Origin of the sequence: Pseudomonas moorei, assembly GCF_008801475.1 — a bacterium.
Classification (GTDB): Bacteria; Pseudomonadota; Gammaproteobacteria; order Pseudomonadales; family Pseudomonadaceae; genus Aquipseudomonas; species Aquipseudomonas moorei.
Genome location: NZ_VZPP01000006.1, coordinates 296156 through 319370, shown reverse-complemented (window position 1 = coordinate 319370; position 23215 = coordinate 296156). Strand labels below are relative to the sequence as shown.

At 59.4% G+C, this 23215-nt stretch carries 20 protein-coding genes and 5 tRNA genes; 16 read left to right on the top strand and 9 right to left on the bottom strand.

The genetic code is table 11. From position 1 onward, the window contains the following. Positions 1-126: 126 nt before the first annotated feature. Positions 127-606, bottom strand: a complete 480-nt coding sequence (locus F7R06_RS13935) for a hypothetical protein (protein ID WP_342671273.1) — start codon at positions 604-606, stop codon at positions 127-129. Beyond that, entirely contained in the window at positions 603-1307 is a 705-nt protein-coding gene (locus F7R06_RS13930) for a murein L,D-transpeptidase catalytic domain family protein (protein ID WP_090318654.1), read from the bottom strand. Before F7R06_RS13930 ends, F7R06_RS13935 begins: the two co-directional genes overlap by 4 nt. 83 nt (positions 1308-1390) lie before the next feature. On the opposite strand from F7R06_RS13930, the gene F7R06_RS13925 reads away from it, so the two are divergent. Further along, positions 1391-3142, top strand: a complete 1752-nt coding sequence (locus F7R06_RS13925) for a L,D-transpeptidase family protein (protein ID WP_090318656.1) — start codon at positions 1391-1393, stop codon at positions 3140-3142. A 94-nt stretch (positions 3143-3236) separates the two neighbouring features. Here F7R06_RS13925 and F7R06_RS13920 read toward each other — a convergent pair whose 3' ends face one another. Further along, complete coding sequence (locus F7R06_RS13920) at positions 3237-3704, bottom strand: hypothetical protein (RefSeq protein WP_090318659.1); 468 nt, start codon at positions 3702-3704, stop codon at positions 3237-3239. A gap of 192 nt (positions 3705-3896) precedes the next feature. Here F7R06_RS13920 and F7R06_RS13915 point away from each other — a divergent pair, with 192 nt between their 5' ends. Together F7R06_RS13915 and F7R06_RS13910 are read left to right on the top strand one after the other, a co-directional pair. Further along, positions 3897-5468: a sensor domain-containing diguanylate cyclase gene (locus F7R06_RS13915; RefSeq protein ID WP_090318662.1), complete on the top strand. Its 1572-nt coding sequence runs from the start codon at positions 3897-3899 to the stop codon at positions 5466-5468. Between the two features lie 142 nt (positions 5469-5610). After that, positions 5611-7017, top strand: a complete 1407-nt coding sequence (locus tag F7R06_RS13910; protein WP_090327242.1) for a DUF1254 domain-containing protein — start codon at positions 5611-5613, stop codon at positions 7015-7017. A gap of 55 nt (positions 7018-7072) precedes the next feature. Here F7R06_RS13910 and F7R06_RS13905 read toward each other — a convergent pair whose 3' ends face one another. After that, on the bottom strand, positions 7073-7384 hold the full coding sequence (locus tag F7R06_RS13905) for a hypothetical protein (RefSeq protein ID WP_090318665.1): 312 nt from the start codon (positions 7382-7384) through the stop codon (positions 7073-7075). Between the two features lie 238 nt (positions 7385-7622). On the opposite strand from F7R06_RS13905, the gene xth reads away from it, so the two are divergent. From xth to F7R06_RS13890, 3 genes are all read left to right on the top strand, one after another. After that, positions 7623-8417, top strand: coding sequence for an exodeoxyribonuclease III (gene xth / locus F7R06_RS13900; protein WP_090318668.1), 795 nt, complete (start codon positions 7623-7625; stop codon positions 8415-8417). Between the two features lie 113 nt (positions 8418-8530). Then, positions 8531-9358, top strand: a complete 828-nt coding sequence (locus F7R06_RS13895; RefSeq protein WP_090318671.1) for an arylamine N-acetyltransferase family protein — start codon at positions 8531-8533, stop codon at positions 9356-9358. A 397-nt stretch (positions 9359-9755) separates the two neighbouring features. Continuing rightward, a complete protein-coding gene (locus tag F7R06_RS13890; protein ID WP_090318674.1) occupies positions 9756-11273 on the top strand; it encodes a nucleobase:cation symporter-2 family protein in 1518 nt (505 codons plus the stop codon). 128 nt (positions 11274-11401) lie between these two features. Here the strand turns inward: F7R06_RS13890 and F7R06_RS13885 are convergent. After that, positions 11402-11477, bottom strand: a tRNA-Asn gene (locus F7R06_RS13885). 227 nt (positions 11478-11704) lie between these two features. Here F7R06_RS13885 and F7R06_RS13880 point away from each other — a divergent pair. Beyond that, positions 11705-11935, top strand: coding sequence for a hypothetical protein (locus F7R06_RS13880; protein ID WP_090318677.1), 231 nt, complete (start codon positions 11705-11707; stop codon positions 11933-11935). Here F7R06_RS13880 and F7R06_RS13875 read toward each other — a convergent pair. Then, positions 11932-12132: a hypothetical protein gene (locus F7R06_RS13875; protein WP_090318679.1), complete on the bottom strand. Its 201-nt coding sequence runs from the start codon at positions 12130-12132 to the stop codon at positions 11932-11934. The two genes, F7R06_RS13880 and F7R06_RS13875, sit on opposite strands and share 4 nt — an antisense overlap. 150 nt (positions 12133-12282) lie before the next feature. Further along, positions 12283-13479, bottom strand: a complete 1197-nt coding sequence (locus F7R06_RS13870; protein ID WP_090318682.1) for an amino acid aminotransferase — start codon at positions 13477-13479, stop codon at positions 12283-12285. A gap of 352 nt (positions 13480-13831) precedes the next feature. Between F7R06_RS13870 and uvrB the strand changes: the two genes are divergently transcribed. Then, positions 13832-15847 carry an excinuclease ABC subunit UvrB gene (gene uvrB / locus F7R06_RS13865; RefSeq protein ID WP_090318684.1) on the top strand — a complete coding sequence of 672 codons (2016 nt, stop codon included), beginning with the start codon at positions 13832-13834 and terminating at the stop codon, positions 15845-15847. 105 nt (positions 15848-15952) lie between these two features. Here the strand turns inward: uvrB and F7R06_RS13860 are convergent, their stop codons facing one another. Beyond that, positions 15953-17503, bottom strand: coding sequence for an MDR family MFS transporter (locus tag F7R06_RS13860; RefSeq protein WP_090318687.1), 1551 nt, complete (start codon positions 17501-17503; stop codon positions 15953-15955). Beyond that, positions 17493-18542: an HlyD family secretion protein gene (locus F7R06_RS13855; protein ID WP_090318690.1), complete on the bottom strand. Its 1050-nt coding sequence runs from the start codon at positions 18540-18542 to the stop codon at positions 17493-17495. The genes F7R06_RS13860 and F7R06_RS13855 overlap by 11 nt, the downstream gene beginning before the upstream one ends. Before the next feature lie 233 nt (positions 18543-18775). Here F7R06_RS13855 and gltX point away from each other — a divergent pair, with 233 nt between their 5' ends. The 8 genes from gltX (at position 18776) to F7R06_RS13815 (ending at position 23050) form a co-directional block, all read left to right on the top strand. After that, positions 18776-20257, top strand: coding sequence for a glutamate--tRNA ligase (gltX, locus tag F7R06_RS13850; protein WP_090318693.1), 1482 nt, complete (start codon positions 18776-18778; stop codon positions 20255-20257). Between the two features lie 201 nt (positions 20258-20458). After that, positions 20459-20534: transfer RNA gene (locus tag F7R06_RS13845), tRNA-Ala, on the top strand. Between the two features lie 79 nt (positions 20535-20613). Next, positions 20614-20689, top strand: a tRNA-Glu gene (locus F7R06_RS13840). Positions 20690-20742: 53 nt separating this feature from the next. Next, positions 20743-20818 (top strand) — tRNA-Ala (locus tag F7R06_RS13835). Positions 20819-20898: 80 nt separating this feature from the next. Continuing rightward, positions 20899-20974: transfer RNA gene (locus F7R06_RS13830), tRNA-Glu, on the top strand. Between the two features lie 184 nt (positions 20975-21158). Further along, on the top strand, positions 21159-21698 hold the full coding sequence (locus tag F7R06_RS13825) for a TetR/AcrR family transcriptional regulator (RefSeq protein ID WP_090318696.1): 540 nt from the start codon (positions 21159-21161) through the stop codon (positions 21696-21698). A 29-nt stretch (positions 21699-21727) separates the two neighbouring features. Next, the gene (locus tag F7R06_RS13820) at positions 21728-22561 is read left to right on the top strand and encodes an alpha/beta fold hydrolase (protein WP_090318699.1); all 834 of its coding nucleotides are present in this window, start codon (positions 21728-21730) and stop codon (positions 22559-22561) included. 48 nt (positions 22562-22609) lie between these two features. Next, positions 22610-23050 (top strand): acyl-CoA thioesterase, encoded by a 441-nt coding sequence (locus tag F7R06_RS13815; protein WP_090318702.1) that lies wholly within the window; start codon positions 22610-22612, stop codon positions 23048-23050. Positions 23051-23215 lie beyond the last annotated feature (165 nt).

Below are 23215 nucleotides of genomic sequence, written 5' to 3'. Positions count from 1 at the left end.
TCGGCTGCCGCTGGCAACAAAAAAGGGCGTTCCAACTCTGTGGAACGCCCTTTTTTCGAGTTTGTTGTGAGCAGCAATAACTTGAGCCGCCGCCTCCCGTTTGTTTTCCTCGTCACGACGGCACGGCTATTGGCCCAGTGGCTGCTTCATCATGCTTGATTGCTGATCCATCATTTTTTGCATCAAGTCCATCATCTGGTCTGAGTGGCCCATGCCACCGGCCATCCCTTTTCCCATCCCCATGCCTGGGCACTGGCCTTGCATCATGCCAATGCCACCCCTCATCGCATTCATGCCTTCCTGCATGGCGATCCGACGTTCGGCCGGGGTTTTGGCGGCGGCCATTTTTTCGTGGGCGGCCTGCATTTTTTGCAACTGCTCGCTCCACGCCTTGTCTTGTGCGGTGGTGGCCGGTGCGGTTGGCGAGGTGTTGGCGGGCTGTTCATCTGCGGCCAAAGCGATCAATGGGCTGCTGATCAGCAGCGCGGCAACGAGTGATATGAAATGCTTGTGCATGGCCGTGTACCCGAACTGAGGATTTGTTTCGAGCCTAATCCCCAGTGAGTGGCTGCGATTGATTAATATCAAGTGACGCCGTTTGATCATTGGCGTGTAGTGGTCTTTTCCGACGACGCCACGGTGCCGCTCCCACAATTAATGTAGGAAGAAGACTTCAGCCAGCGCTGGTCCGGGTAGTAGGAAAACAACAGCTGGCCGTCTTTCATCGAGTCGATCAGTCGATGGGCAATCGCCGGCCTGACGGCCGGGCAACCAAGGCTTCTGCCGATGCGCCCGTTGATGCGTGCCAGGACCGGGCTGACGTACGGTGCACCGTGAATGACGATTGCCCGCTCGAACGCGTTATCGTTGAAGCCTGGCTCCAGGCCTTCCATGCGCAACGAATAGCCGTTCTGGCCGAGGTAGCTCTCTTGCGTACGGAACAGGCCGAGGCTGGTGGCGTAGCTTTCGTTTTGATTGGAAAACTGGGTGGCCATGTTTTCGCCGCTGTTACGGCCGTGGGCGACGAGTTCGTGAAAGAGCAGTTTGCGTTTTTTCAGATCGAACACCCACAAGCGTTGTTCGGTCGAAGGCAGTGAGTAATCGATCACTGCTAGTCTCTGTGCCGGGGCTGCGCCTTGGGCGCGGGTGCATTGTGTGGCGCGTACTGCCAGGGCGATGACTTTGGCATTGGCATTTGGAGCAGCTTTGGCCAGAGCGATTTCAAGCGAATCGGCGTAGGCTGATGGCAGTAAAGCCGACGTCAACAGCAGGGCTGTGAGCGGGAGGCCAAAGCGATGTAGCGCCATAAGTCAGTCTCATCAGGAATAGTTCGAGTCTAGCAGCGAATAGGACGCTAGCCTTTTGATTTGCAGGAGATTAAGGATTATCCATGGGGCAATTAACAAGGTTATTCGTCATAAGCCGCGTCTTTATTATGGTCTTTCTGATCAGTGGCACGGCGTTCGGTGAAACTTCGCCGATCATGCCAGAAACTCCGCCGATCGGGGTGCAGGGGGCTGCGCCCAATGACGTCGTTGGCCAAGCCATACAAGCGGTGCTTGAACCTCTGCAATCGGCCTTTCCGCCGCTGCTCACTGCGCGCAGGCATCAGCGACTGGATATCAATCGGGTCGTCCTGGATTTCTATGCCCATCGCAACTATCGCGCCGCCTGGACGGATGGACGCGATGTCGCCCAGTTGCTGAAAAGCCTGAATGACACAAAAATAGACGGTCTGGTCCCGCAGGATTTCCGGATTGCCGAACTGGAGCAGGCACGACTCGCGCTGCAGGCTACCGCACCGACGCCGGCACAATCGGCGGCGTTCGACCTTGCGGCAACTCGCACCTACATCACGGCGCTGCTGCAGTTGCGACGGGGGAAAGTCGACCCCTCACGGCTGGACTTCCACTGGAACTTCGACCCCGTCGGCGTGGATCCTCGCGAGGACATGAACAGCTTCTTCGCCGCACTCGATGCCCACGACATCGCCCGCGCCTTCGCCCTGGCGCCGCCGCAGGAGACGGTTTACCGCAACATGCGCGAAAGCCTGGCGCAGCTGCGCAAGGTTCGAGACGCTGGCGGTTGGCCGAAAGTGGCCGAAGGGCAATCGCTCAAACCCGGCATGGACGGTGTGGCGGTCGCGCAGTTGCGTGCCCGTTTGGTGGCCGCGGGCTATCTGGCCCCGACCAAAGGCAAGCGAAACGACTACGACGACAGCGTCATTGCCGCCGTGAAGAAATATCAAACCGAGCAATACCTGGGCGCCGATGGCGTGGCGGGGAAGACGACGCTGGAAGCGTTGAATGTGCCTGTTGAAGCGCGGATCGATCAGGTCCGGGTGAACATGGAGCGGGCGCGCTGGTTGCTCTACAAACTGCAGGGTACCTTTGTGGTCGTCGACATCGCCGGGTACAAGGTCGCGCTGTACCGCGATGGCCAGCCGATCTGGCGCTCCCGGGTACAGGTCGGCAAGCCGTTTCGCAGTACGCCGGTGTTTCAGTCCGAGATTACCTACGTGACGTTCAACCCGACCTGGACCGTGCCGCCGACGATTCTGGTCCAGGATATGTTGCCCAAGATTCAACAGAATCCCGGCTACCTGGCCGCCAACCGGATCCGCGTTTTTGATCGCCAGGGCAACGTGCTCGACCCATCAACCGTCGACTGGTCCAACGCAAAGGGCCTTACCTTGCGCCAGGACGCCGGTCCCGAGAACTCCCTCGGGCAGGTGGTGATTCGCTTCCCCAACGACTACGCCATTTACCTGCACGATACGCCGCACCGCGAGTTGTTCGCCAAGTCCGTGCGAGCCACCAGTTCCGGATGCATCCGGGTGGAGAATCCGCTGCAGTTGGTCGAGTTGCTGTTCAACGACCCGGTGCGCTGGAACAGCGAAGGCATTCAAAAGCAATTGGCCAATGGACGAACCGAAAACATCAAGCTTCCAGTCAAGGTGCCGCTGCTGCTGGCGTACTGGACCGTCGATATGAGCAAGGATGGCCGGGTGACCTTCAAACCTGACGTCTATGGCTATGATTCCCCGGTACTGCGAGAGTTGAACCTGCCTACCAAACTACCGGCCCTGGACTTGCCCCGTGCGGACACCGCGCTGGTGGTGACCGAACAAAGCAAGCTGTAAGCGCAATACCGCACCTGTAGAAGCCGGCTTGCTGGCGAAGGCGCTCTAAATGACGCCATCGCGGCAAGCCGGATGCTTACGAAAAGCGATGGCCCTACAGTTCCAGCCCTTGTTGCACCACCGAGAGCAGGCCGTTTTCAGTCAGCGCCACCGCGTCGGCTTGCTGTGCGGCTAGCTCGATGCCTTGAAGCCACCAGTGGGTTTCACCGTGTTCGTCGAGGGTGCGCAACAACGCCATTTCGTTGCTTTTACAGTGAATCTCGACACGCCCTTCGCCATCGTCCGTAAAGCGGGCGACGGGGTCGAAGGTCATGCTGTGGTCGTTACCGGTGATCACCAACTGGTCGATGGCATAGTCGTACGTCTCGCCATCGGGGTGGCTCTCGAATACATGCGTGGGATTGCGCCGCAACGTCAGGCCGGCCTCCATCAGGGGCTGCAGCCAGGTCTCGATGCGGTGATACAGCTCGTAGACCTGCCCTGGCCAGCTGTCGATCGCCTGATCGGCGCTGGTATGCCGGGTTTGTTTGAGCTTTGCGGCGAGTTCGTCTGCCTTGGTCATTTCGATTCCCTGTCTTGATGTATGAGTAATCGTAGCTCCTCCCGGGGGATACAGTTCTTGCCTTGGGTCATGTCTGTTCAACCACTTGGCAAGTGGTTGCCATTTGTCCCCGATAAACCCGTAGACTGCGCGCACAAAAATGAGGGGGCTTTTGGGCCGGTGCCCATGCGTTGCCCCTGAGGAAGATTTTTTTTGCCCCCGCGCCCACACGATCAGCATCACGTCCCCAGCGTCGCATCGAAACGCCTGCCGTTACGCAAGGCCGCGGTGCTTTTCATTGCTGCGGTGTGCCTGTGCCTGTGTGGTTTGCTTTACCTGCAACTGGAACAATCCCGGCGCCACGACCTGCGCCAGGCTCAGGTCGCCTCGTCGAACCTGACGCGAGCCATGGCACAGCAGGCCGAAGACACGTTCAAGAAGGCTGACCTGGTGCTCACCAGTCTGGTGGACTGGATTCAGGCTGACGGGTTTGGCCCTGCCGTTCGACCTCGTTTGCAGAAAACCTTCGCCCGACGCGTCCTGGCATTGAATCAATTGCACGGCATTTTTCTGTTCGATCAGAAGGGCCAGTGGGTGGTGACGTCGTTTGAAAATCTGCCGCGCGGCTCCGGCGTCGCGGATCGTGAGTACTTCAAGTTCCATCAGCAGAATGTGTCGACGGTGGCGCACATTGGCCCTGCGATTCGCAGTCGGGAAAACGGCGAGTGGATCATTCCGGTGTCAAAGCGGGTGAACGACAAGAATGGTCAGTTCCAGGGCGTGTTGCTGGCCGGGATCAAGATGTCGTATTTCGACCAGTTCTTCAAAAGCTTCAGCATTGACGACAACGGCTCGATGTTCCTCGGGTTGAACGATGGAACGCTGCTGGCACGCCGGCCCTTTGTCGAGTCGCAGATCGGCACGTCATTGGCCAGGGGCGAAATCTTCGAGAAACTCCTGACCCGGGCACCCTCCGGCAGTGCCACCTTTACTTCTATGGTGGACGGCGTTGTCCGCTTGTATGGCTATCGACAATTGGAGGCTTATCCACTGGTGGTCTCGGCGGCCTCGTCAAAAGATTCGATTCTCGCCGGGTGGTATGACACCGCGTTTCGATCCAGCCTCATTGTGGCCCTGGTCATGCTGGGAGTGGGGGTGTTTGGTTGGGTGTTCATTCGTCAGGTACGTGTCGGCGAGCGAATCGAGGCGGATTTACGAAAGGCCCAGGAAGCGCTGGAGCTGATCGCCACCCATGACAGCCTGACCGGCCTGGCCAATCGCCGCTTGTTCGAGCGGGCGCTGGACATCGAGTTCGGGCGTGGCGCCAGGCAGCAGAGTCCGCTGAGCCTGATCATGCTGGACATCGATTTTTTCAAGCGCTACAACGACACCTATGGCCATGTGGTCGGAGATCACTGCTTGGCCCAAGTGGCGCGAGCGGTGAAAAAATGCTGCCATCGCAAGGCCGATCTGGCGGTGCGTTACGGCGGTGAAGAATTTGCCGTGCTGCTGCCGGACACGGACATCCACGGTGCCATGACCATTGCTGAACAAATCCGCCGCTGCGTCATGGACAAAAACATCAACCACAGCGGATCGCCCACCGGTTACGTGACGGTCAGCCTCGGTTGTTACTCGTTTGTGCCGACCGGGCACGACAGCATTGAAGTATTCCTCCAGCGCGCCGATGCGGCGCTCTATCAAGCCAAGCATTCGGGGCGCAATCGCTCGGCGGTGCTGTCGATGGAAGGCGGTGTCGAAGTGTTGATGCGTTCGGATCGTTGAGGCCGGTGCTTCACTGTTTCAGCCCTGTAACACCTTGAATAACCGACTGTCTGCCTGTCAGATCTTGTTCATGTGATCGTCTAGAGTTCCGTTAGCTCTGCCAAGCCCGGCAGACCTCCCCATGCCTCGGACGATCGCCAACATGTTGATATCCCAAGCATTGACCGCCGTTGCTCTAAGTGTTGCCGCCTCCGCTATCTTTCCTCTGGCCAGTCACGCGCAATCGAAAATCACACCCGAAGAAGCTCACGCCATCGGTGTCGAGGCGTACGTTTATTTCTACCCGCTGTTGACCATGGACATTACCCGCAAACAGTTCACCAACATCGAGCCGGGCAAGGAGTTCGGCAAGGGGCCGATGAACTTGTTTGTGAGTGTGCCGCAGTATCCGCCTGCGAATTTCAAAGGGGTGGTGCGTTCCAACTTCGACACCTTGTATTCCATCGCCTGGCTCGATTTGACCAAGGAGCCGCTGGTCATCGCCGCCCCGGACACCGCGGGGCGTTTTTACTTGCTGCCGATGCTCGACATGTGGAGCGATGTATTCGCTTCGCCGGGCTGGCGCACCACCGGAACCGATGCCGCACAGTTCCTGGTGACACCGCCGGGCTGGACCGGCACGGTGCCTGCCGGGTTGAATCATCTGCCGGCACCGACACCCTTCGTGTGGGTCATTGGCCGGACCAAGACCGATGGCGCAGCGGACTACGCGGCGGTGCACAAGATTCAGGCCGGCTATACCGTGACGCCGCTCTCGCGCCTGGGCAAAACGGCGGAACCGGTCAGTGTCACGATCGACCCTGCGGTGGACATGAAGACGCCACCGAAGATCCAGGTCGACACGATGTCGGCAGGCAATTACTTCGCCTACGCGGCCGAACTGCTCAAAGTGCATCCGGCCCACAGCACCGATCAACCGATACTGGCGCAGATGAAACGCATCGGCATCGAATCCGGCCAGCCATTCAACCTGAGTTCGCTCGACCCCGATATCCAGGCGGCGCTGCAAACCGTGCCTGAAGAGGCTCAGGCGCTGATGAAGTGGAAAGTCGAGACCCTGGCGCGAGTGGTCAATGGCTGGTCGATGAACACCGACACCATGGGGGTCTACGGCAACTACTACCTCAAGCGCGCCATCGTTGCTCAGGTAGGGCTCGGCGCGAACCTGCCTGAAGATGCGATTTATCCGTTGAACATGGGCGATGCGAATGGCAAGGCGCTGGAGGGTGTGAACAAGTACGTGCTGCATTTTCCCAAGGGCGAAACGCCTCCGGTGAATGCGTTCTGGTCGATCACGTTATACGACCCCGAAGGTTTCCAGGTCGGCAACGAACTTAACCGTTTCGCCGTCAGTAGCTGGATGCCGTTCAAGAACAATGCCGACGGATCGCTGGACCTCTACTTCCAGAACGAAAACCCGGGCAAGGACCTTGAAGCCAATTGGCTGCCGGCACCCAAGGGGCCGTTCAACCTGACCATGCGCCTGTACGGGCCTAAGGCCGAAGCGTTGAACGGCAAGTGGAACCCTCCGGCGGTCAAGCAAATGTAAGTAACTGGCGATGGAGCAGCCGATGATTCGCCCCTCATCGGCTGCCTTTGCGCGTTCAGCTGCCTGTCCCGCCGCCAGCGCCGCCGGTCCCGCCGCCCGCCGCACCGGTGCCTCCACCGGCACCAGAGCCGCTGTTTCCGGCATTCCCGCCTGCGCTGCCGCTGGATGAGCCGGTGGCGCCACCGTCACCGGCATTGCCGCCTGAGGACGAGCCGGGAGTATTGTCGGGCGGCATGACCGGGCCGCTGGTGGCGCCGGACTGGGTGCCGGTCGTATTGGTGCCGTCGCCCGATGCCGCGTAGGTGGCCAGGGATGCAGCGGACAGCAATCCGGCCAGTAACAGCGAAGTGAGTTTGATGTTCATCATGGCGCGTCTCCCAAAATGAGTCGTTACCTGATGTTGGTGTGAGGGGCGAGGCGGTTGGTGCCGGTTGGATGACGAGTGGCGTAGCAGGGTAGATCGCCGACCTGCGGGCCAACCGGGAGCCCTGTGGGAGCTTGCTTGCGAAGGCCGTTCTGTTACGCCTTATACGCGTCAGCCGACGCAACCACTACGAGCCATCGGGGTCACAATCTGGACACCCTTGGCAACAGGACTGATGGCCATGAAAAAGTTGCGAATCGCGACGTTCAACGTCAACGGCATGCGCGCCCGGATGCCGAACCTGCTGGCCTGGCTCGAACGTGAGCAACCGGACATCGCCTGTTTGCAGGAGCTCAAGTCGGTCGACAGCGCGTTCCCTGCCGCTGAGCTGGAGGCCATCGGTTACGGCGCCATCTGGCAGGGGCAGGCATCGTGGAACGGCGTGGCGATTCTGGCGCGGGACGCGCAGCCCCTGGAGAGCCGACGAGGCTTGCCGGGCGATGACGGCGATAGCCAGAGCCGCTACCTGGAAGCCGCCGTGCACGGCGTGCTGGTGGGCTGCTTGTACTTGCCCAATGGCAACCCGCAACCTGGACCGAAGTTCGAGTACAAGCTGGCGTGGTTCGAGCGCCTGATCGCCTATGCCAAGGATCTTCAGTGCAGCGAGCATCCGGTGGTGCTGGCCGGTGACTACAATGTGGTGCCGACCGACCTGGACATCTACAACCCGCGCTCATGGCTCAAGGATGCGCTGCTGCAACCCGAGAGCCGCGAGTGTTATCAACGCCTTCTGGATCAGGGCTGGACGGACGCGTTGCGATACCTGTACCCGCAGGATCGGCTCTACACCTTTTGGGATTATTTTCGCCAGCACTGGCAGAAGAATTCCGGTTTGCGCATCGACCACCTGCTGCTCAATCCAGCCTTGAGTCCTTACCTGCAGGCGGCGGGCGTCGATGCCTGGGTACGCAACGAACCCCACGCCAGCGATCACGCACCGACCTGGATTCAACTGGATTTGCGCAAACACCGTTGACGTCAGGAGTGGGGGCGATTGGTTAAATCAATTGTCGGTCACGGCGGTTCTTCCCTTATACATAGCGCCCATTGGCGGAGCGATCCGCTGCCTGCGTGCACAAGGACTGAACGATGAGCGAGCCACGCCTGACTGACCTCGCGCTGTATCTGCGACGCCTGGGCTTTGACATGTCCCCGGCGCCGACCCTGGAAACCCTGCGACGACTGCAATTGCGCCATACCGGCGTGTTCCCGTTTGAAAACCTGACCACGTTATCTGGCGAACCGGTGCTGATCGACTTGCCCTCGATAGAGAAGAAAGTCCTGCACGAGGGGCGCGGCGGTTACTGCTACGAACTGAACAATCTGTACCTGGCCTTGCTTCAGGCGCTGGGTTTCGATGCGCGGGGCATCAGCGGTCGCGTGGTCATGGGGCAGCCTGAAGGCGCATGGACGGCCCGAACGCACCGCTTGAGCCTGGTCACCCTGGACGGCGTGCGCTACATCAGCGACGTCGGCTTCGGCGGCATGGTGCCCACCGCACCGCTGTTGCTCGATACCGCCGATGAACAAATCACGCCCCATGAGTCGTATCGCATCGAACAGCACGCCGACGGCTATACCCTGCGCGCCAGGGTCGCGGGCGAATGGCGAGCGATGTACATCTTCGACCTGCAGCGCCAGGAGGACATCGATTACGCCGTCGGCAACTGGTATGTCTCGACTCACCCTGAATCACCGTTCGCCAGGCAACTGATGGTGGCGCGGACCGGGGAAGGGTGGCGACGTACGCTCAACAACGGAAGTTTTGCGATTCATCGCATGGGGTGTGACAGCGAGCGCCGGGAAGTGGCCGATGTGCAGGCGTTGATCGGCGTTTTGGAGAGCGAGTTCGACATACGGGTGCCGACCCATGCGACATTGATGCGCACACTCGAGCGATTGATCGTGCCGCAATAGACGGATCATCGTGCACACAAAAAAGGGGCGAATTGGATCATTCTGCCCCTTTTTCGCGCTTCTTCCTGGTCGTACTTCAGGCGCCTTCGCCTTGTGAAATTCACTGAGAGCCACGAAGGCTTTTTTCAGGCTATTCAGGCGCGACACACTTGATCTCCCAATAAAAACCGGTGCCCGCGGCCAGTGCTCGCCAGAAATTTAAACGGCGGGTGAACGCAAGAGGGAAAGGGCGGGGCGGATATATTCCGAGGTTTTTTAGGAGGTTGCACACACTGGCACACAGACTGCATGGCTAACCGTTCATAAATTGACCGGTCAGTTGTATACAATTCTATAGACAGTTGTCCTGAGTCTTGAATACAGTGTGCGCATAACAAAAACCAGGGAACCCCCTAACATGAAAACGCCCCATGTTTCACACCAACGGCCTGAAGATGAAAATCTCGGGATCGGCGCGAATATGGCTTACGGCCTGCAACATGTTCTGACCATGTACGGTGGCATCGTCGCGGTGCCTTTGATCATTGGTCAGGCGGCCGGGCTTTCGCCGGCGGACATCGGTTTGTTGATTGCTGCTTCATTGTTTGCGGGGGGGCTGGCCACGTTGCTGCAAACCCTGGGTCTACCGTTTTTCGGCTGTCAGTTGCCGCTGGTACAGGGTGTGTCGTTCTCGGGTGTCGCAACCATGGTGGCGATTGTCAGCAGCGGCGGCGAGGGCGGGTTCCAGTCGATTCTGGGGGCGGTGATTGCGGCGTCCCTGATCGGTTTGCTGATCACGCCAGTGTTTTCTCGAATCACCAAGTTCTTTCCGCCGCTGGTCACGGGGATCGTGATCACCACCATCGGCCTGACGCTGATGCCTGTGGCGGCACGCTGGGCCATGGGCGGCAACAGTCATTCACCGGAATTTGGCAGCATGGCCAACATCGGCCTGGCCGCTGTGACGCTGGTGCTGGTGCTGTTGCTGAGCAAGATCGGTAGCGCGACCATCTCCCGTTTGTCGATCCTGCTGGCGATGGTCGTCGGTACGATCATCGCGGTGTGCCTCGGCATGGCGGATTTCTCGTCCGTGACCCAGGGTCCGATGTTCGGTTTTCCTGCGCCGTTCCATTTCGGCATGCCGACTTTCCACTTTGCCGCGATCCTGTCGATGTGCATTGTGGTGATGGTGACCCTGGTGGAAACCTCGGCCGATATCCTGGCTGTTGGTGAAATCATCGGCACCAAGGTTGATTCCAAGCGCCTGGGGAACGGTCTGCGCGCCGACATGCTGTCGAGCATGATCGCGCCGATTTTTGGCTCATTCACTCAAAGCGCCTTTGCCCAGAACGTCGGGCTGGTGGCGGTGACCGGAATCAAGAGCCGCTTTGTGGTGGCCACGGGGGGGCTGTTCCTGGTTCTCCTCGGCCTGCTGCCGTTCATGGGGCGGGTCATCGCTGCGGTACCGACCTCCGTGCTCGGTGGTGCCGGTATCGTGTTGTTCGGCACGGTGGCCGCCAGCGGTATCCGTACGCTGTCCAAGGTCGACTACCGCAACAACGTCAATCTGATCATCGTTGCCACTTCCATCGGCTTCGGCATGATCCCCATCGCTGCACCGAACTTCTACGACCATTTCCCAAGCTGGTTCGCCACCATTTTCCACTCCGGCATCAGCTCTTCGGCCATCATGGCCATCGTGCTGAACCTCACATTCAACCATCTCACGGCCGGTAACTCCGACCAACAGTCGGTGTTTGCCGCGGGGACCGAGCGGGTTCTGCGTTATCAGGATCTGGCGGCGTTGCGCGAAGGGGATTACTTCAGCGACGGCAAGCTGCATGACTGCGATGGTAAAGAGATTCCGGTGGTGGAGCCGGACCATGGCCACGGAGAGCCGCGAGCGGCGCATGCCAAAAGCAGTGAGCATGTCTGACACGCTTAGCGAATGAAAAAAGCCGATCTGTTGAATACACAGATCGGCTTTTTCTTTGTGGATCAAAAAATCGCAGCCACAAAAAAGCCCCTGATCTTTCGATTCAGGGGCTTCTTTATGTTGCTGTCTGGCTCCACGACCTGGACTCGAACCAGGGACCCAGTGATTAACAGTCACTTGCTCTACCAACTGAGCTATCGCGGAATGGCGCCTATGTTACTGATTCAAAAAGAGAAGTCAAGCGCCTGATAGCAAGTTGATGGATTCATCGGGACAGACGGTGGTTTATCGGTGATTGGCGGTTACCAGAACCGCAGCAGAGGACTACCATGGCCGCCCGGAAGTGGTTACACGCGCTACCGGCCATTCGCCGAAAAGGTACGTGCCATGAATCACTCAACCACCTCACCTCGTCAAAACGGGGTGCTCGCATGAGCATCGCTCAGATCAGCCTGCCCAAGGGTGTCGGCCCACACGCCGAAAAACTGTTCGATGCGATCACCCAGGCCAGCAGCGCCGACGAATTGAACCGCGCCGGCGGCAAGGCCGAAGGTTTTGTCCTGGGTCTGGAAAGCACCAAGGCGATCAAGAGTCAGGTGGCTGAATCGCTCTATGTCGCCTATGACGACGCCGCCAGCCTGCGGGCGACCGAACTGGCCTAACCGCCGAAGGTAAAGGTGCCGAGCATCAGTTTGGCGTAAAGCGCTGTGGCGCCCAGTTGCACCAGCCACAGCGCCAGGCCGCCGAGGAACACGCCGGTGGCGACTTGCATCACCAGGTTATTGCCCCGTTTGGCCGGAGCACGGGGGATGAAGTCATCCAGGTCATCGCGGTCAGCGCGTAGGTCATCGTTTTTCATGTGGGCTCTCGTCGAAATCTCGGGTGTACATCAAACCTGCAGGAGCGATGTGTGCAGTTTAGGGGTGCGGGTCGGCGCTTTGAGAATTATCTGCGACAAATAAAAAACGGGAAGCCAAAAGGCTTCCCGTTTTTCGTATCAGCGCGCGATTCAGATCACCTGAACAATGGCGTCCGTCACGACATTGATGTTGCTCTGGTTCAGCGCAGCCACGCAGATGCGGCCGGTGTCCAGGGCGTAGATGCCGAATTCGTTGCGCAGACGGTGAACCTGCTCAACGCTCAGGCCGGAGTACGAGAACATGCCACGCTGACGGCCAACGAAGCTGAAATCGCGTTGCGGCGCGTTTTTCGCCAGCAGTTCGACCATCTGGGTGCGCATGCCGCGAATGCGCAGGCGCATTTCGGCCAGTTCGGCTTCCCATTGGGCGCGCAGTTCCGGGCTGTTCAGCACGGCGGCGACGATGCTTGCACCGTGGGTCGGCGGGTTGGAGTAGTTGGTGCGGATGACGCGTTTGACTTGCGACAGAACGCGCGCGCTTTCTTCTTTCGATTCGCTGACGATCGACAGGGCGCCCACGCGCTCGCCATACAGCGAGAAGGATTTGGAGAACGAGCTGGAGACGAAGAAGGTCAGGCCCGATTCAGCGAACAGACGAACGGCAGCGGCGTCTTCGTCGATGCCGTCGCCAAAGCCCTGGTAAGCCATGTCGAGGAACGGCACGTGACCTTTGGCCTTCACCGCTTCCAGCACGTTTTTCCAGTCCGTCGGGCTCAGGTCGACGCCGGTCGGGTTGTGGCAGCAGGCGTGCAGGACAATGATTGAGCCGTTTGGCAGCGCGTTCAGGTCTTCCAGCAGGCCGACGCGGTTCACGTCATGGGTCGCGGCATCGTAGTAGCGGTAGTTCTGCACCGGGAAACCGGCGGTTTCGAACAGTGCGCGGTGGTTTTCCCAGCTCGGGTCGCTGATAGCCACGACGGCGTTCGGCAGCAGTTGCTTGAGGAAGTCGGCACCGATTTTCAGTGCGCCAGTACCGCCAACGGCCTGGGTGGTGATGACGCGGCCAGCGGCGATCAGCGGCGAATCGTTACCGAACAGCAGTTTTTGCACGGCCTGGTCGTAGGCGGCAATGCCGTCGATTGGCAGGTAGCCACGGGAAGCGTGTTGAGCGACGCGAATGGTTTCGGCTTCGACAACGGCGCGCAGGAGTGGAATCTTCCCCTCCTCGTTGCAGTAAACACCGACTCCCAGGTTGACCTTGTTGGTACGGGTATCGGCGTTGAATGCTTCGTTGAGGCCCAGGATTGGATCGCGTGGTGCCATTTCGACAGCGGAGAACAGGCTCATTTTTGCGGCGGCTCTGAATGGAGAGTGGAGGGACGTGTCGCGCTCCAGCCGAATGCACTAGAGCGGTGCACAAACGGGGAGCTAGTATAGAGGCCATCTGCGATTGATGGCGACAGACGATTCAGCTTTTACGGTAAGTTTTTCCGATTATTTTCCGACCGTTAGTCGATTGGCGTCGTCAAAGACTTCGAGGGATGTAGGACGTTTGCCTTGAAAGCGAGTGCAATCGGCTCCACATTGAGCACAATCCAGTTTTTTCCTCGGGCGACGCGGGTCGTTTGCGGCCTTTTTCGTTCCTGCCGGTTTGACTGTGCAGTGGCGGATTCCTGCACCGAGAACCGAGAGGTACTACATGTCTGAATTTCAGCTAGTCACCCGTTTCCAGCCCGCCGGCGACCAGCCGGAAGCCATCCGCCTGATGGTCGAGGGCATCGAGGCCGGGCTGGCGCACCAGACGTTGCTCGGTGTGACCGGTTCGGGCAAGACCTTCAGTATCGCTAACGTGATCGCTCAGGTGCAGCGCCCGACCCTGGTGCTGGCGCCGAACAAGACCCTCGCCGCGCAGTTGTACGGAGAGTTCAAGGCGTTCTTCCCGAACAATGCCGTGGAGTATTTCGTTTCCTACTACGACTACTACCAGCCCGAAGCTTATGTGCCGTCGTCCGACACCTTCATCGAGAAAGATGCTTCGATCAACGATCACATCGAGCAGATGCGGCTGTCGGCGACCAAGGCGTTGCTGGAACGCAAGGACGCGATCATCGTCACCACAGTGTCGTGCATCTACGGTCTGGGCAGCCCGGAAACCTATTTGAAGATGGTGTTGCACGTGGATCGCGGCGACAAGCTCGATCAACGGGAATTGCTGCGGCGCCTGGCCGACCTGCAATACACCCGCAACGACATGGAATTTGCCCGCGCGACCTTTCGTGTGCGCGGCGATGTGATTGATATCCACCCGGCGGAATCCGACTTCGAAGCGGTCCGCATCGAGCTGTTCGATGATGAAGTGGAAAGCCTGTCGGCTTTTGATCCGCTGACCGGCGAAGTCATCCGTAAGCTGCCGCGCTTCACCTTCTATCCCAAAAGCCACTACGTGACGCCACGGGAAACCCTGATGGGCGCCGTGGAAGGGATCAAGGTCGAATTGAAGGAGCGCCTGGAATACCTGCGTTCCAACAACAAACTGGTGGAAGCCCAGCGGCTGGAACAACGCACCCGTTTCGATCTGGAGATGATCCTCGAACTGGGTTATTGCAACGGCATCGAAAACTACTCGCGCTACCTGTCCGGCCGTGAGGCCGGCGCGCCGCCACCGACCCTTTACGATTACCTGCCGGCCGACGCCTTGCTGGTGATCGACGAGTCCCATGTCAGCGTGCCGCAGGTCGGCGCAATGTACAAAGGTGACCGCTCGCGCAAGGAAACCCTGGTCGAGTACGGCTTCCGGCTGCCGTCTGCGCTGGATAACCGGCCGATGCGTTTCGACGAATGGGAAAGCATCAGCCCGCAGACCATTTTTGTCTCGGCGACCCCCGGCAACTATGAGGCGGAACACGCCGGGCGAGTGGTCGAGCAGGTGGTGCGACCGACCGGTCTGGTCGACCCGCAGGTGGAAATCCGCCCGGCGCTGACCCAGGTTGACGACTTGCTGTCAGAAATCAGCAAGCGTGTTGCCGTCGAGGAGCGAGTGCTGGTTACCACGCTGACCAAGCGCATGGCCGAAGATTTGACCGACTACCTGGCCGACCACGGCGTGCGCGTGCGTTACCTGCACTCGGACATCGACACCGTGGAGCGGGTCGAGATCATCCGCGATCTGCGCCTCGGCACTTTCGATGTGTTGGTGGGGATCAACCTGTTGCGCGAAGGCCTGGACATGCCGGAAGTGTCGCTGGTGGCGATTCTCGATGCGGACAAGGAAGGCTTCCTGCGCTCCGAGCGCTCGCTGATCCAGACCATCGGCCGGGCGGCGCGTAACCTCAATGGACGGGCGATCCTCTATGCGGATCGCATCACCGGTTCCATGGAGCGCGCGATTGGCGAAACCGAGCGCCGTCGCGACAAGCAGATTGCCTTCAACCTGGCCAACGGCATTACGCCCAAGGGCGTGTTCAAGGATGTGGCCGACATCATGGAAGGCGCCACCGTGCCGGGCTCGCGCAGCAAGAAACGCAAAGGCATGGCCAAGGCCGCCGAGGAAAATGCCCGGTACGAAGCCGAATTGCGGTCGCCAGGTGAGATTGCCAAGCGTATCAAGGCGCTGGAAGAGAAGATGTACCAGCTGGCGCGTGACCTGGAGTTCGAAGCCGCAGCGCAGATGCGGGACGAGATTGCCAAGTTGCGCGAGCGGTTGATTACGGTCTGAACTGGCAGGAACAACACAGACCTGTAGGAGCTGACTTGCCAGCGAAGGCGGCATCAAGGCCACCACTGCTTTGCTGGCAAGCTAGCTCCAGAGGCTGCACGAACTTCAATGAGCTTCGCCGGCCTTGAGCCCCGCTGGCAATTTCCTGGTCAGCAACACCGCCAGCATGCTGATCCCCAGCGCAATCCCGACAAGATGAAACGCATCGTTGTAGGCCATGATCGAGGCCTGTTGATGGGCAATCTCGCTGAGTTTGCCCAGCGCCGCCGTTTCACTGCCCAGGCGATCGGTCAAAGAGGCCATGCGTTCAGCCACTTGTGGGTTGCCGGGCACGATGGATTCGCGCAAGTAGTCAAAGTACGTCTTGGTTCGCGCATCCAGCAGGGTGGCCAGCAGGGCGATGCCAATGGCGCCGCCGAGGTTGCGCAAGATGTTGAACAGGCTCGACGCCGAGCCGGCGTCCTGGGGCTGGATGTAGGCAGTGGCAATTAGCGAGATGGTGACCATGATCAGCGGCTGTCCCAGCGCGCGCACGATCTGGATTTGATTGAACTGCGGTCCGGCGAAGTCCGGGTTCAACACGCCCGAAGAAAAACTCGCCACGCCGAACAGTGCGAAACCCATCGCGCACAGCCATTTGGGCGAGATGTACTTCATCAGCTTGGGCACCAGCGGGATCAGAAACAGCTGCGGCACGCCCATCCACATGATCACCTCGCCGATCTGCAGGGCGTTGTAGTTCTGGATCTGCGCCAGATACAGCGGCAACAGATAGATCGAACCGTACAACCCGACCCCCATCCCGACGCTGGAAATGCTCGATAGACCGAAGTTGCGATTGCCGAGGATGCGCAGGTTGATCAGCGGGTTGGGCTTGGAAAACTGTACGATCACAAACGTCATCAGGCTGAGCAGCGCGATGCTGCCGAGGGTGACGATCAGGTTCGACTCGAGCCAGTCCTTGCGATGGCCTTCCTCCAGAAACACCTGCAAACAGCCAAGGCCGACGCCGAGGGTGACGATCCCTGCGTAATCGGTGCTTTTGAGCAGTTCCCAGTGTGCTTCCTTCTTCTCCAGGCCGTACATCAGGCCGGCGATCATGATCAGGCCGGGGGGCACGTTGATGTAGAAGATGTATTCCCAGCCCCAGTTTTCCGTCAGCCAGCCGCCCAGCGTCGGGCCAATCGACGGCGCGAAGGTGGCGGTCATGGCGAACATGGCCATGCCCTTGGCGCGGTGGTGTTCAGGGAGTTTGATCAGGGTGAGGGTGAAGGCGAGCGGGATCAGCGCGCCACCGGTGAAGCCTTGCAAGGCGCGAAAGACAATCATGCTCTCCAGGCTCCAGGCCATGGAGCAGAGGAGCGATGCGGCGAGAAATCCAAGGGACACCCACACCGCCAGGCGTCGCGCCGACAATAGCTGCACCAGCCAAGCGGTCAGCGGGATCATGATGATTTCCGCCACCAGGTACGAGGTGGAAATCCATGAGCCTTCTTCCAGGGTGGCCGACAGCGCACCCTGGATATCCTTGAGCGAAGAGTTGGTGATCTGGATGTCGAGCACCGCCATGAAGGCGCCGAGCATCACGCTCATGACCGCGATCCAGTCCCGCCGGGTCGGTTCCCCGACCGGACGGATCAGTTGATCACCGGCCATTGTCAGGGGCGTCTTTGATATTCACTTTGACCGTGACCGACATGCCTGGACGGATTCTGCCGCGCAGGGGATTGTCCGGGGCGAAGGTCAGCTTTACCGGCATCCGTTGTACGACTTTGGTGAAGTTGCCCGTGGCATTGTCCGGCGGCAACAGGCTGAACTGCGCGCCTGACGCGGCGAACAGGCTGTCGACCCGCGCTTCGATCGGCGTGTCGCTGTAGGCGTCGAAAATCAGCTCGGCTTTCTGGCCGGGTTGCATGTGGCCGATCTGGGTTTCCTTGAAGTTGGCCTGAATCCAGATGTCTTCATCCGGCACGATCGACAGCAAATAGGCACCGGCCTGCACATACTGGCCTTCGCGAGCGGCGCGCTGGCCAATCAGGCCGCTGATAGGGGCGTGGATTTCGCTGCGGGTGAGGTTCAGTTCAGCCTGGGCGAGATCGGTTTTGGCGTTGGCAATTTGCGCGTCTAGGCGTTTGATCTCGGCGGTCAGTGCGTTGACTTGCTGGCGCTGGCCCTGGGAATCCGCCTGGGCCTTGGCCAGTTGCGAGCGGGCAATGTGGGTGTCGGCGGAGAGGGTGGTGACCCGTTCCTCCGAGACATAACCGGGCTTGCGCAAAGTCTCGGCGCGGTTCAGGTCGATCTGTGAGCGACCCAGGCTCGCTTGCATGGACGCAACTTGCGCATCGCTGGCGGCAATCAGGCTGCTTTGCTGCGTCAGTTTGCTCTGGGCTTGCAGGCGTTCGGCTTCGCGGGTGGCAAGGGCCGCGTTGGCGCGGTCGACGGCGAGGTGGAAATCATCCCCTTCAAGTTTGACCAGCAACTGGCCTTTCTCGACATGTTGGTTGTCCTGGACCAGCACCTTGTCAATGCGCGCCCCCAGCTGGCTGGACACGCGGGTGATCTCGCCCTGGACGTACGCGTTGTCAGTGCTTTCGTAAAAACGCCCCTTGAAAAACCAATGGGCAAAAAAGCCCGCGGCGATCAGCAGGACGATTATCAGGAAAATGGACAGGCGACGCTTGAGTTGGGCAGGCATGGGGCAAACTGTAGTCGAGAAATTGTCAGGAAAGTTATCAGCAGGCGAATCTTGCATACAGCCGATAAACGGTAAATGCCATTGGCTGATATTCGGTCATTCACCGCGGAAAACGGGCGTTGTAGGCGCAACCTTGGCTTAAATGCCCTGCTTACTGGAGCAGGGCGTACGTCGCCTGTTACCATTCGCCCCTTGTCTGATCTTCGCTTTCTATTCTTTTGTTGAGACTTGCCATGACCACCGTCCGCACGCGCATCGCGCCATCGCCTACCGGGGACCCCCACGTAGGTACCGCTTACATCGCATTGTTCAACTACTGCTTTGCCAAGCAGCACGGCGGTGAGTTCATCCTGCGGATCGAAGACACTGACCAGCTGCGTTCGACCCGTGAGTCCGAACAGCAGATTTTCGACGCCTTGCGCTGGTTGGGCATCGACTGGAGTGAAGGCCCGGACGTGGGTGGCCCGCACGGTCCTTACCGTCAGAGCGAGCGCGGCGACATTTATCAGAAGTATTGCCAGCAACTGGTCGACATGGGTCATGCCTTCCCGTGCTTCTGCACCGCCGAAGAACTGGACCAGATGCGCGCCGAGCAAATGGCTCGCGGCGAGACGCCGCGTTACGACGGCCGTGCCTTGTTGCTGTCCAAGGAAGAAGTCGCGCGCCGCCTGGCGGCTGGCGAACCGCACGTGATCCGCATGAAGGTGCCGAGCGAAGGCGTCTGCGTGGTTCCGGACATGCTGCGTGGCGACGTTGAAATCCCGTGGGATCGCATGGACATGCAAGTCCTGATGAAGACCGACGGCCTGCCGACCTACTTCCTGGCCAACGTGGTCGATGACCACCTGATGGGCATCACCCATGTGTTGCGTGGAGAAGAGTGGCTGCCATCGGCGCCGAAACTGATCCTCCTGTACGAATACTTCGGTTGGGAGCAGCCGGAGCTGTGCTACATGCCGCTGCTGCGTAACCCGGACAAGAGCAAGCTGTCCAAGCGCAAGAACCCGACTTCGGTGACGTTCTACGAGCGCATGGGTTTCATGCCCGAAGCGATGCTCAACTACCTGGGGCGCATGGGCTGGTCGATGCCGGACGAGCGAGAGAAGTTCTCGCTTCAGGAAATGGTCGATAACTTCGATCTCAAGCGTGTGTCCCTGGGCGGGCCGATTTTCGACATCGAGAAATTGTCGTGGCTCAACGGCCAGTGGCTACGCGACCTGCCGGTGGAAGAATTCGCCGCGCGCGTGCAGAAGTGGGCCTTCAATTCCGAATACATGATGAAGATCGCGCCGCACGTGCAGGGCCGTGTCGAGACCTTCAGCCAGGTCGCACCGCTGGCCGGGTTCTTCTTTGCCGGTGGCGTGAATCCGGACGCCAGGCTGTTCGAGTCGAAGAAACTGTCCGGCGATCAAGTTCGTCAGTTGATGCAGTTGATCCTGTGGAAGCTGGAAAGCCTGCGTCAGTGGGAGAAGGACAGCATCACTGCGACCATTCAGGCCGTGGTCGAGTCCCTGGAGCTGAAACTGCGTGACGCCATGCCGTTGATGTTTGCCGCGATCACCGGTCAGGCGAGTTCGGTGTCCGTGCTCGATGCGATGGAAATCCTCGGTCCGGACCTGACGCGTTTCCGTCTGCGCCAGGCGATTGACCTGCTGGGCGGCGTGTCGAAGAAAGAAAACAAAGAGTGGGAAAAGCTGCTGGGCGCTATTGCCTGAGCGCGTCTGACTCTGCGGTAGCCGTCGGAGGCCGGGATATTTGCTCCTGTCCTCCGGCGTTTTCTCCCGAATTTGCGGGGGAAGGGCGGTAAGTGATTGTAATGCCGACAAAAATTTTTGAATTTTTTTAAAAATAAGTTTGACAGGCTTTCGATACACCCTTAAGATTCGCCCCGTCCTCAGCGATGACATCAACGATGAGGGGCTATAGCTCAGCTGGGAGAGCGCTTGCATGGCATGCAAGAGGTCGACGGTTCGATCCCGTCTAGCTCCACCAATTTACACTTCAAGGTCTGGCCACACCGGCCTTGAAGCGATCAACACTCAGCGTTGATCAGTTGTATAGAAGGGTTTGCGTCCCCTTCGTCTAGTGGCCTAGGACACCGCCCTTTCACGGCGGTAACAGGGGTTCGAGTCCCCTAGGGGACGCCAGTTTTACAGAAGCGATATCACAAAATGTCGCTCCGCCGCGAGGCGAAAAATCCGGGGCTATAGCTCAGCTGGGAGAGCGCTTGCATGGCATGCAAGAGGTCGACGGTTCGATCCCGTCTAGCTCCACCAATTTTACAGTTCAAGGTCTGGCCACACCGGCCTTGAATCGATCAGCTCTCAGCACTGATCAGTTGTATAGAAGGGTTTGTGTCCCCTTCGTCTAGTGGCCTAGGACACCGCCCTTTCACGGCGGTAACAGGGGTTCGAGTCCCCTAGGGGACGCCACGATTACCCGCTCTGCGGGATTTTATAAGGGTCATTCAATTATTGAATGGCCCTTTTGTTTGTCTGGCGTTTGGCCAAATTCCCCCATTTCTTTCAAACTGTTCTTCAGACCAGCGGTCACATCCACGACTTGCAGAAAATTATTATGAGAATAATATTCTAGTCGTAATATTCGGAGGCAACGATGAACGATAAAAAAGCTCAAACCCGTGAACGCATCCTCAAGGCTGCCAGCGCAGCGCTGATTCAGCGCGGCCCGGCCGAGCCTAGTGTGGGCGAAGTCATGGGCGCAGCCGGCCTGACCGTCGGCGGCTTTTATGCGCACTTCGAAAGCAAGGACGCAATGATGCTGGAGGCGTTCAAGCAATTGTTGGGTCGCCGTCGTGACCTGATTGCCGACATGGATGCCGAGCTGACCGGTGAGGAGCGTCGCGCGCTGGTCGCTGCGTTCTATCTGTCGCGCAAGCATCGTGATTCCAGCGAGTCTGCGTGCCCGATCCCGGCGTCGATCGGTGAGCTCGGACGTCTGCCCGATGCCTTCCGGGTCGCACTGAATGAACACATGGAACTGATGGTCGCGCAGTTGGCGTCCAGTCCTGAAGATACCGATAAAGCCCTGGCCGACTTGGCCTTGATGGTGGGCGGTCTGGCGCTGGCACGGGCGCTGGGTCCTGGTGATTTATCCGATCGATTGCTACGCGCCGCCAAGTCGGCAGTGCGTTGACCTGAAGGCTTGCGCCTGAGGAGAGAGCGATGAGCGCGTTAAAGTGGGTTCGTGGCGTCAATGGCACCTTGGGTTGGTTTGCTCCAAAACTGGTCGCAAGCAAAATGCGACTGGCATTCATGACGCCGCGAGAATTTGCGCCGCGTGACTGGGAATTGCCGCTGCTGGCTAAATCCGAGCGGATCACGTTGCGCTTCGGTCTCTCGGCATTGCGCTGGGGGCAGGGCCCTGCGGTGTTGCTGATGCACGGTTGGGAGGGCCGGCCGACGCAGTTTGCCAGTCTCATCACCGCTTTGGTCGATGCCGGTTATTCCGTGGTTGCCCTTGATGGTCCGGCGCACGGTCGTTCACCGGGAACCGAAGCGAACGTAGTGCTGTTCGCCCGGGCCATGCTCGAAGCCGCCGCCGAATTGCCGCCCTTGCAAGCAGTCATCGGTCACTCGATGGGTGGCGCCAGCGCCATGCTGGCCGTGCAGCTGGGTTTGCGTACCGAAACCCTGGTCACCATCGCGGCTCCGGCGCGAATTCTCGGCGTACTGCGCGGCTTCGCGCGTTATGTGGGGTTGCCGCCGAAAGCCCGCTCGGCATTCATTCGTCAGGTTGAGAAGGACGTCGGCATGCGCGCCGCAACGCTGGATGTGGCGCACTACCAACTGGACATGCCTGGCCTGATCGTCCATGCCGAAGACGACAAGTTTGTCTCGGTGAAGGAATCGCAGGCGATCCATGAAGCCTGGTTCGACAGCCGCCTGTTGCGCCTGCAGGAAGGTGGTCATCAGCGAGTATTGGCCGACCCTCGGGTGATTGATGGCGTGCTATCACTGCTGGCCGGACGCCGTCTGCAATCGCGCCAATCGGCCTGAGCATCCGTTACACTGCCCCGGTCGACATCATCTGACCGGGAGTGGGGCATGGGCTGGGATCGGGCAACGCCATTTATCATTGATCTGCAAGTAGGCGCCGAGGACATCGACGGGCTGGGGCACGCCAATAATGCGGTGTACGTCACCTGGCTCGAGCGTTGTGCCTGGCGCCACTCCCAGCGCCTGGGCCTGGACCTGGTCGAATACCGGCGACTGGACCGGGCGATGGCGGTGGTGCGGCATGAGATCGATTACCTGGCGGCCGCTTATGAAGGCGACGAGCTGCAATTGGCGACCTGGATCGTCGATTGGGATCAGCGCCTGAAAATGACTCGTCACTTCCAGTTGAAGCGCCCGAGCGACAATTCGACGTTGCTGCGGGCGCAAACCACCTTCGTTTGCATCGAACTGTCCAGTGGCAAGCCCAAACGCATGCCGGCGGAGTTCATCGAGGGCTATGGCCCGGCGTTGCTGTCGCTCCAACCCTAGTAGGAGCGAGCTTGCTCGCGATGGTGGTCAACGATCACCCGGACTGTCTGGTTCCCCGTGGTGTTTTTGAATCCATCGCGAGCTCGCTCCGGCAAAGGATCTGCGATGTTCTGCAGATTTCTTGCGTAATCCAGTAAACTGCCGCACGTTTTTCGTTGAGTGTGT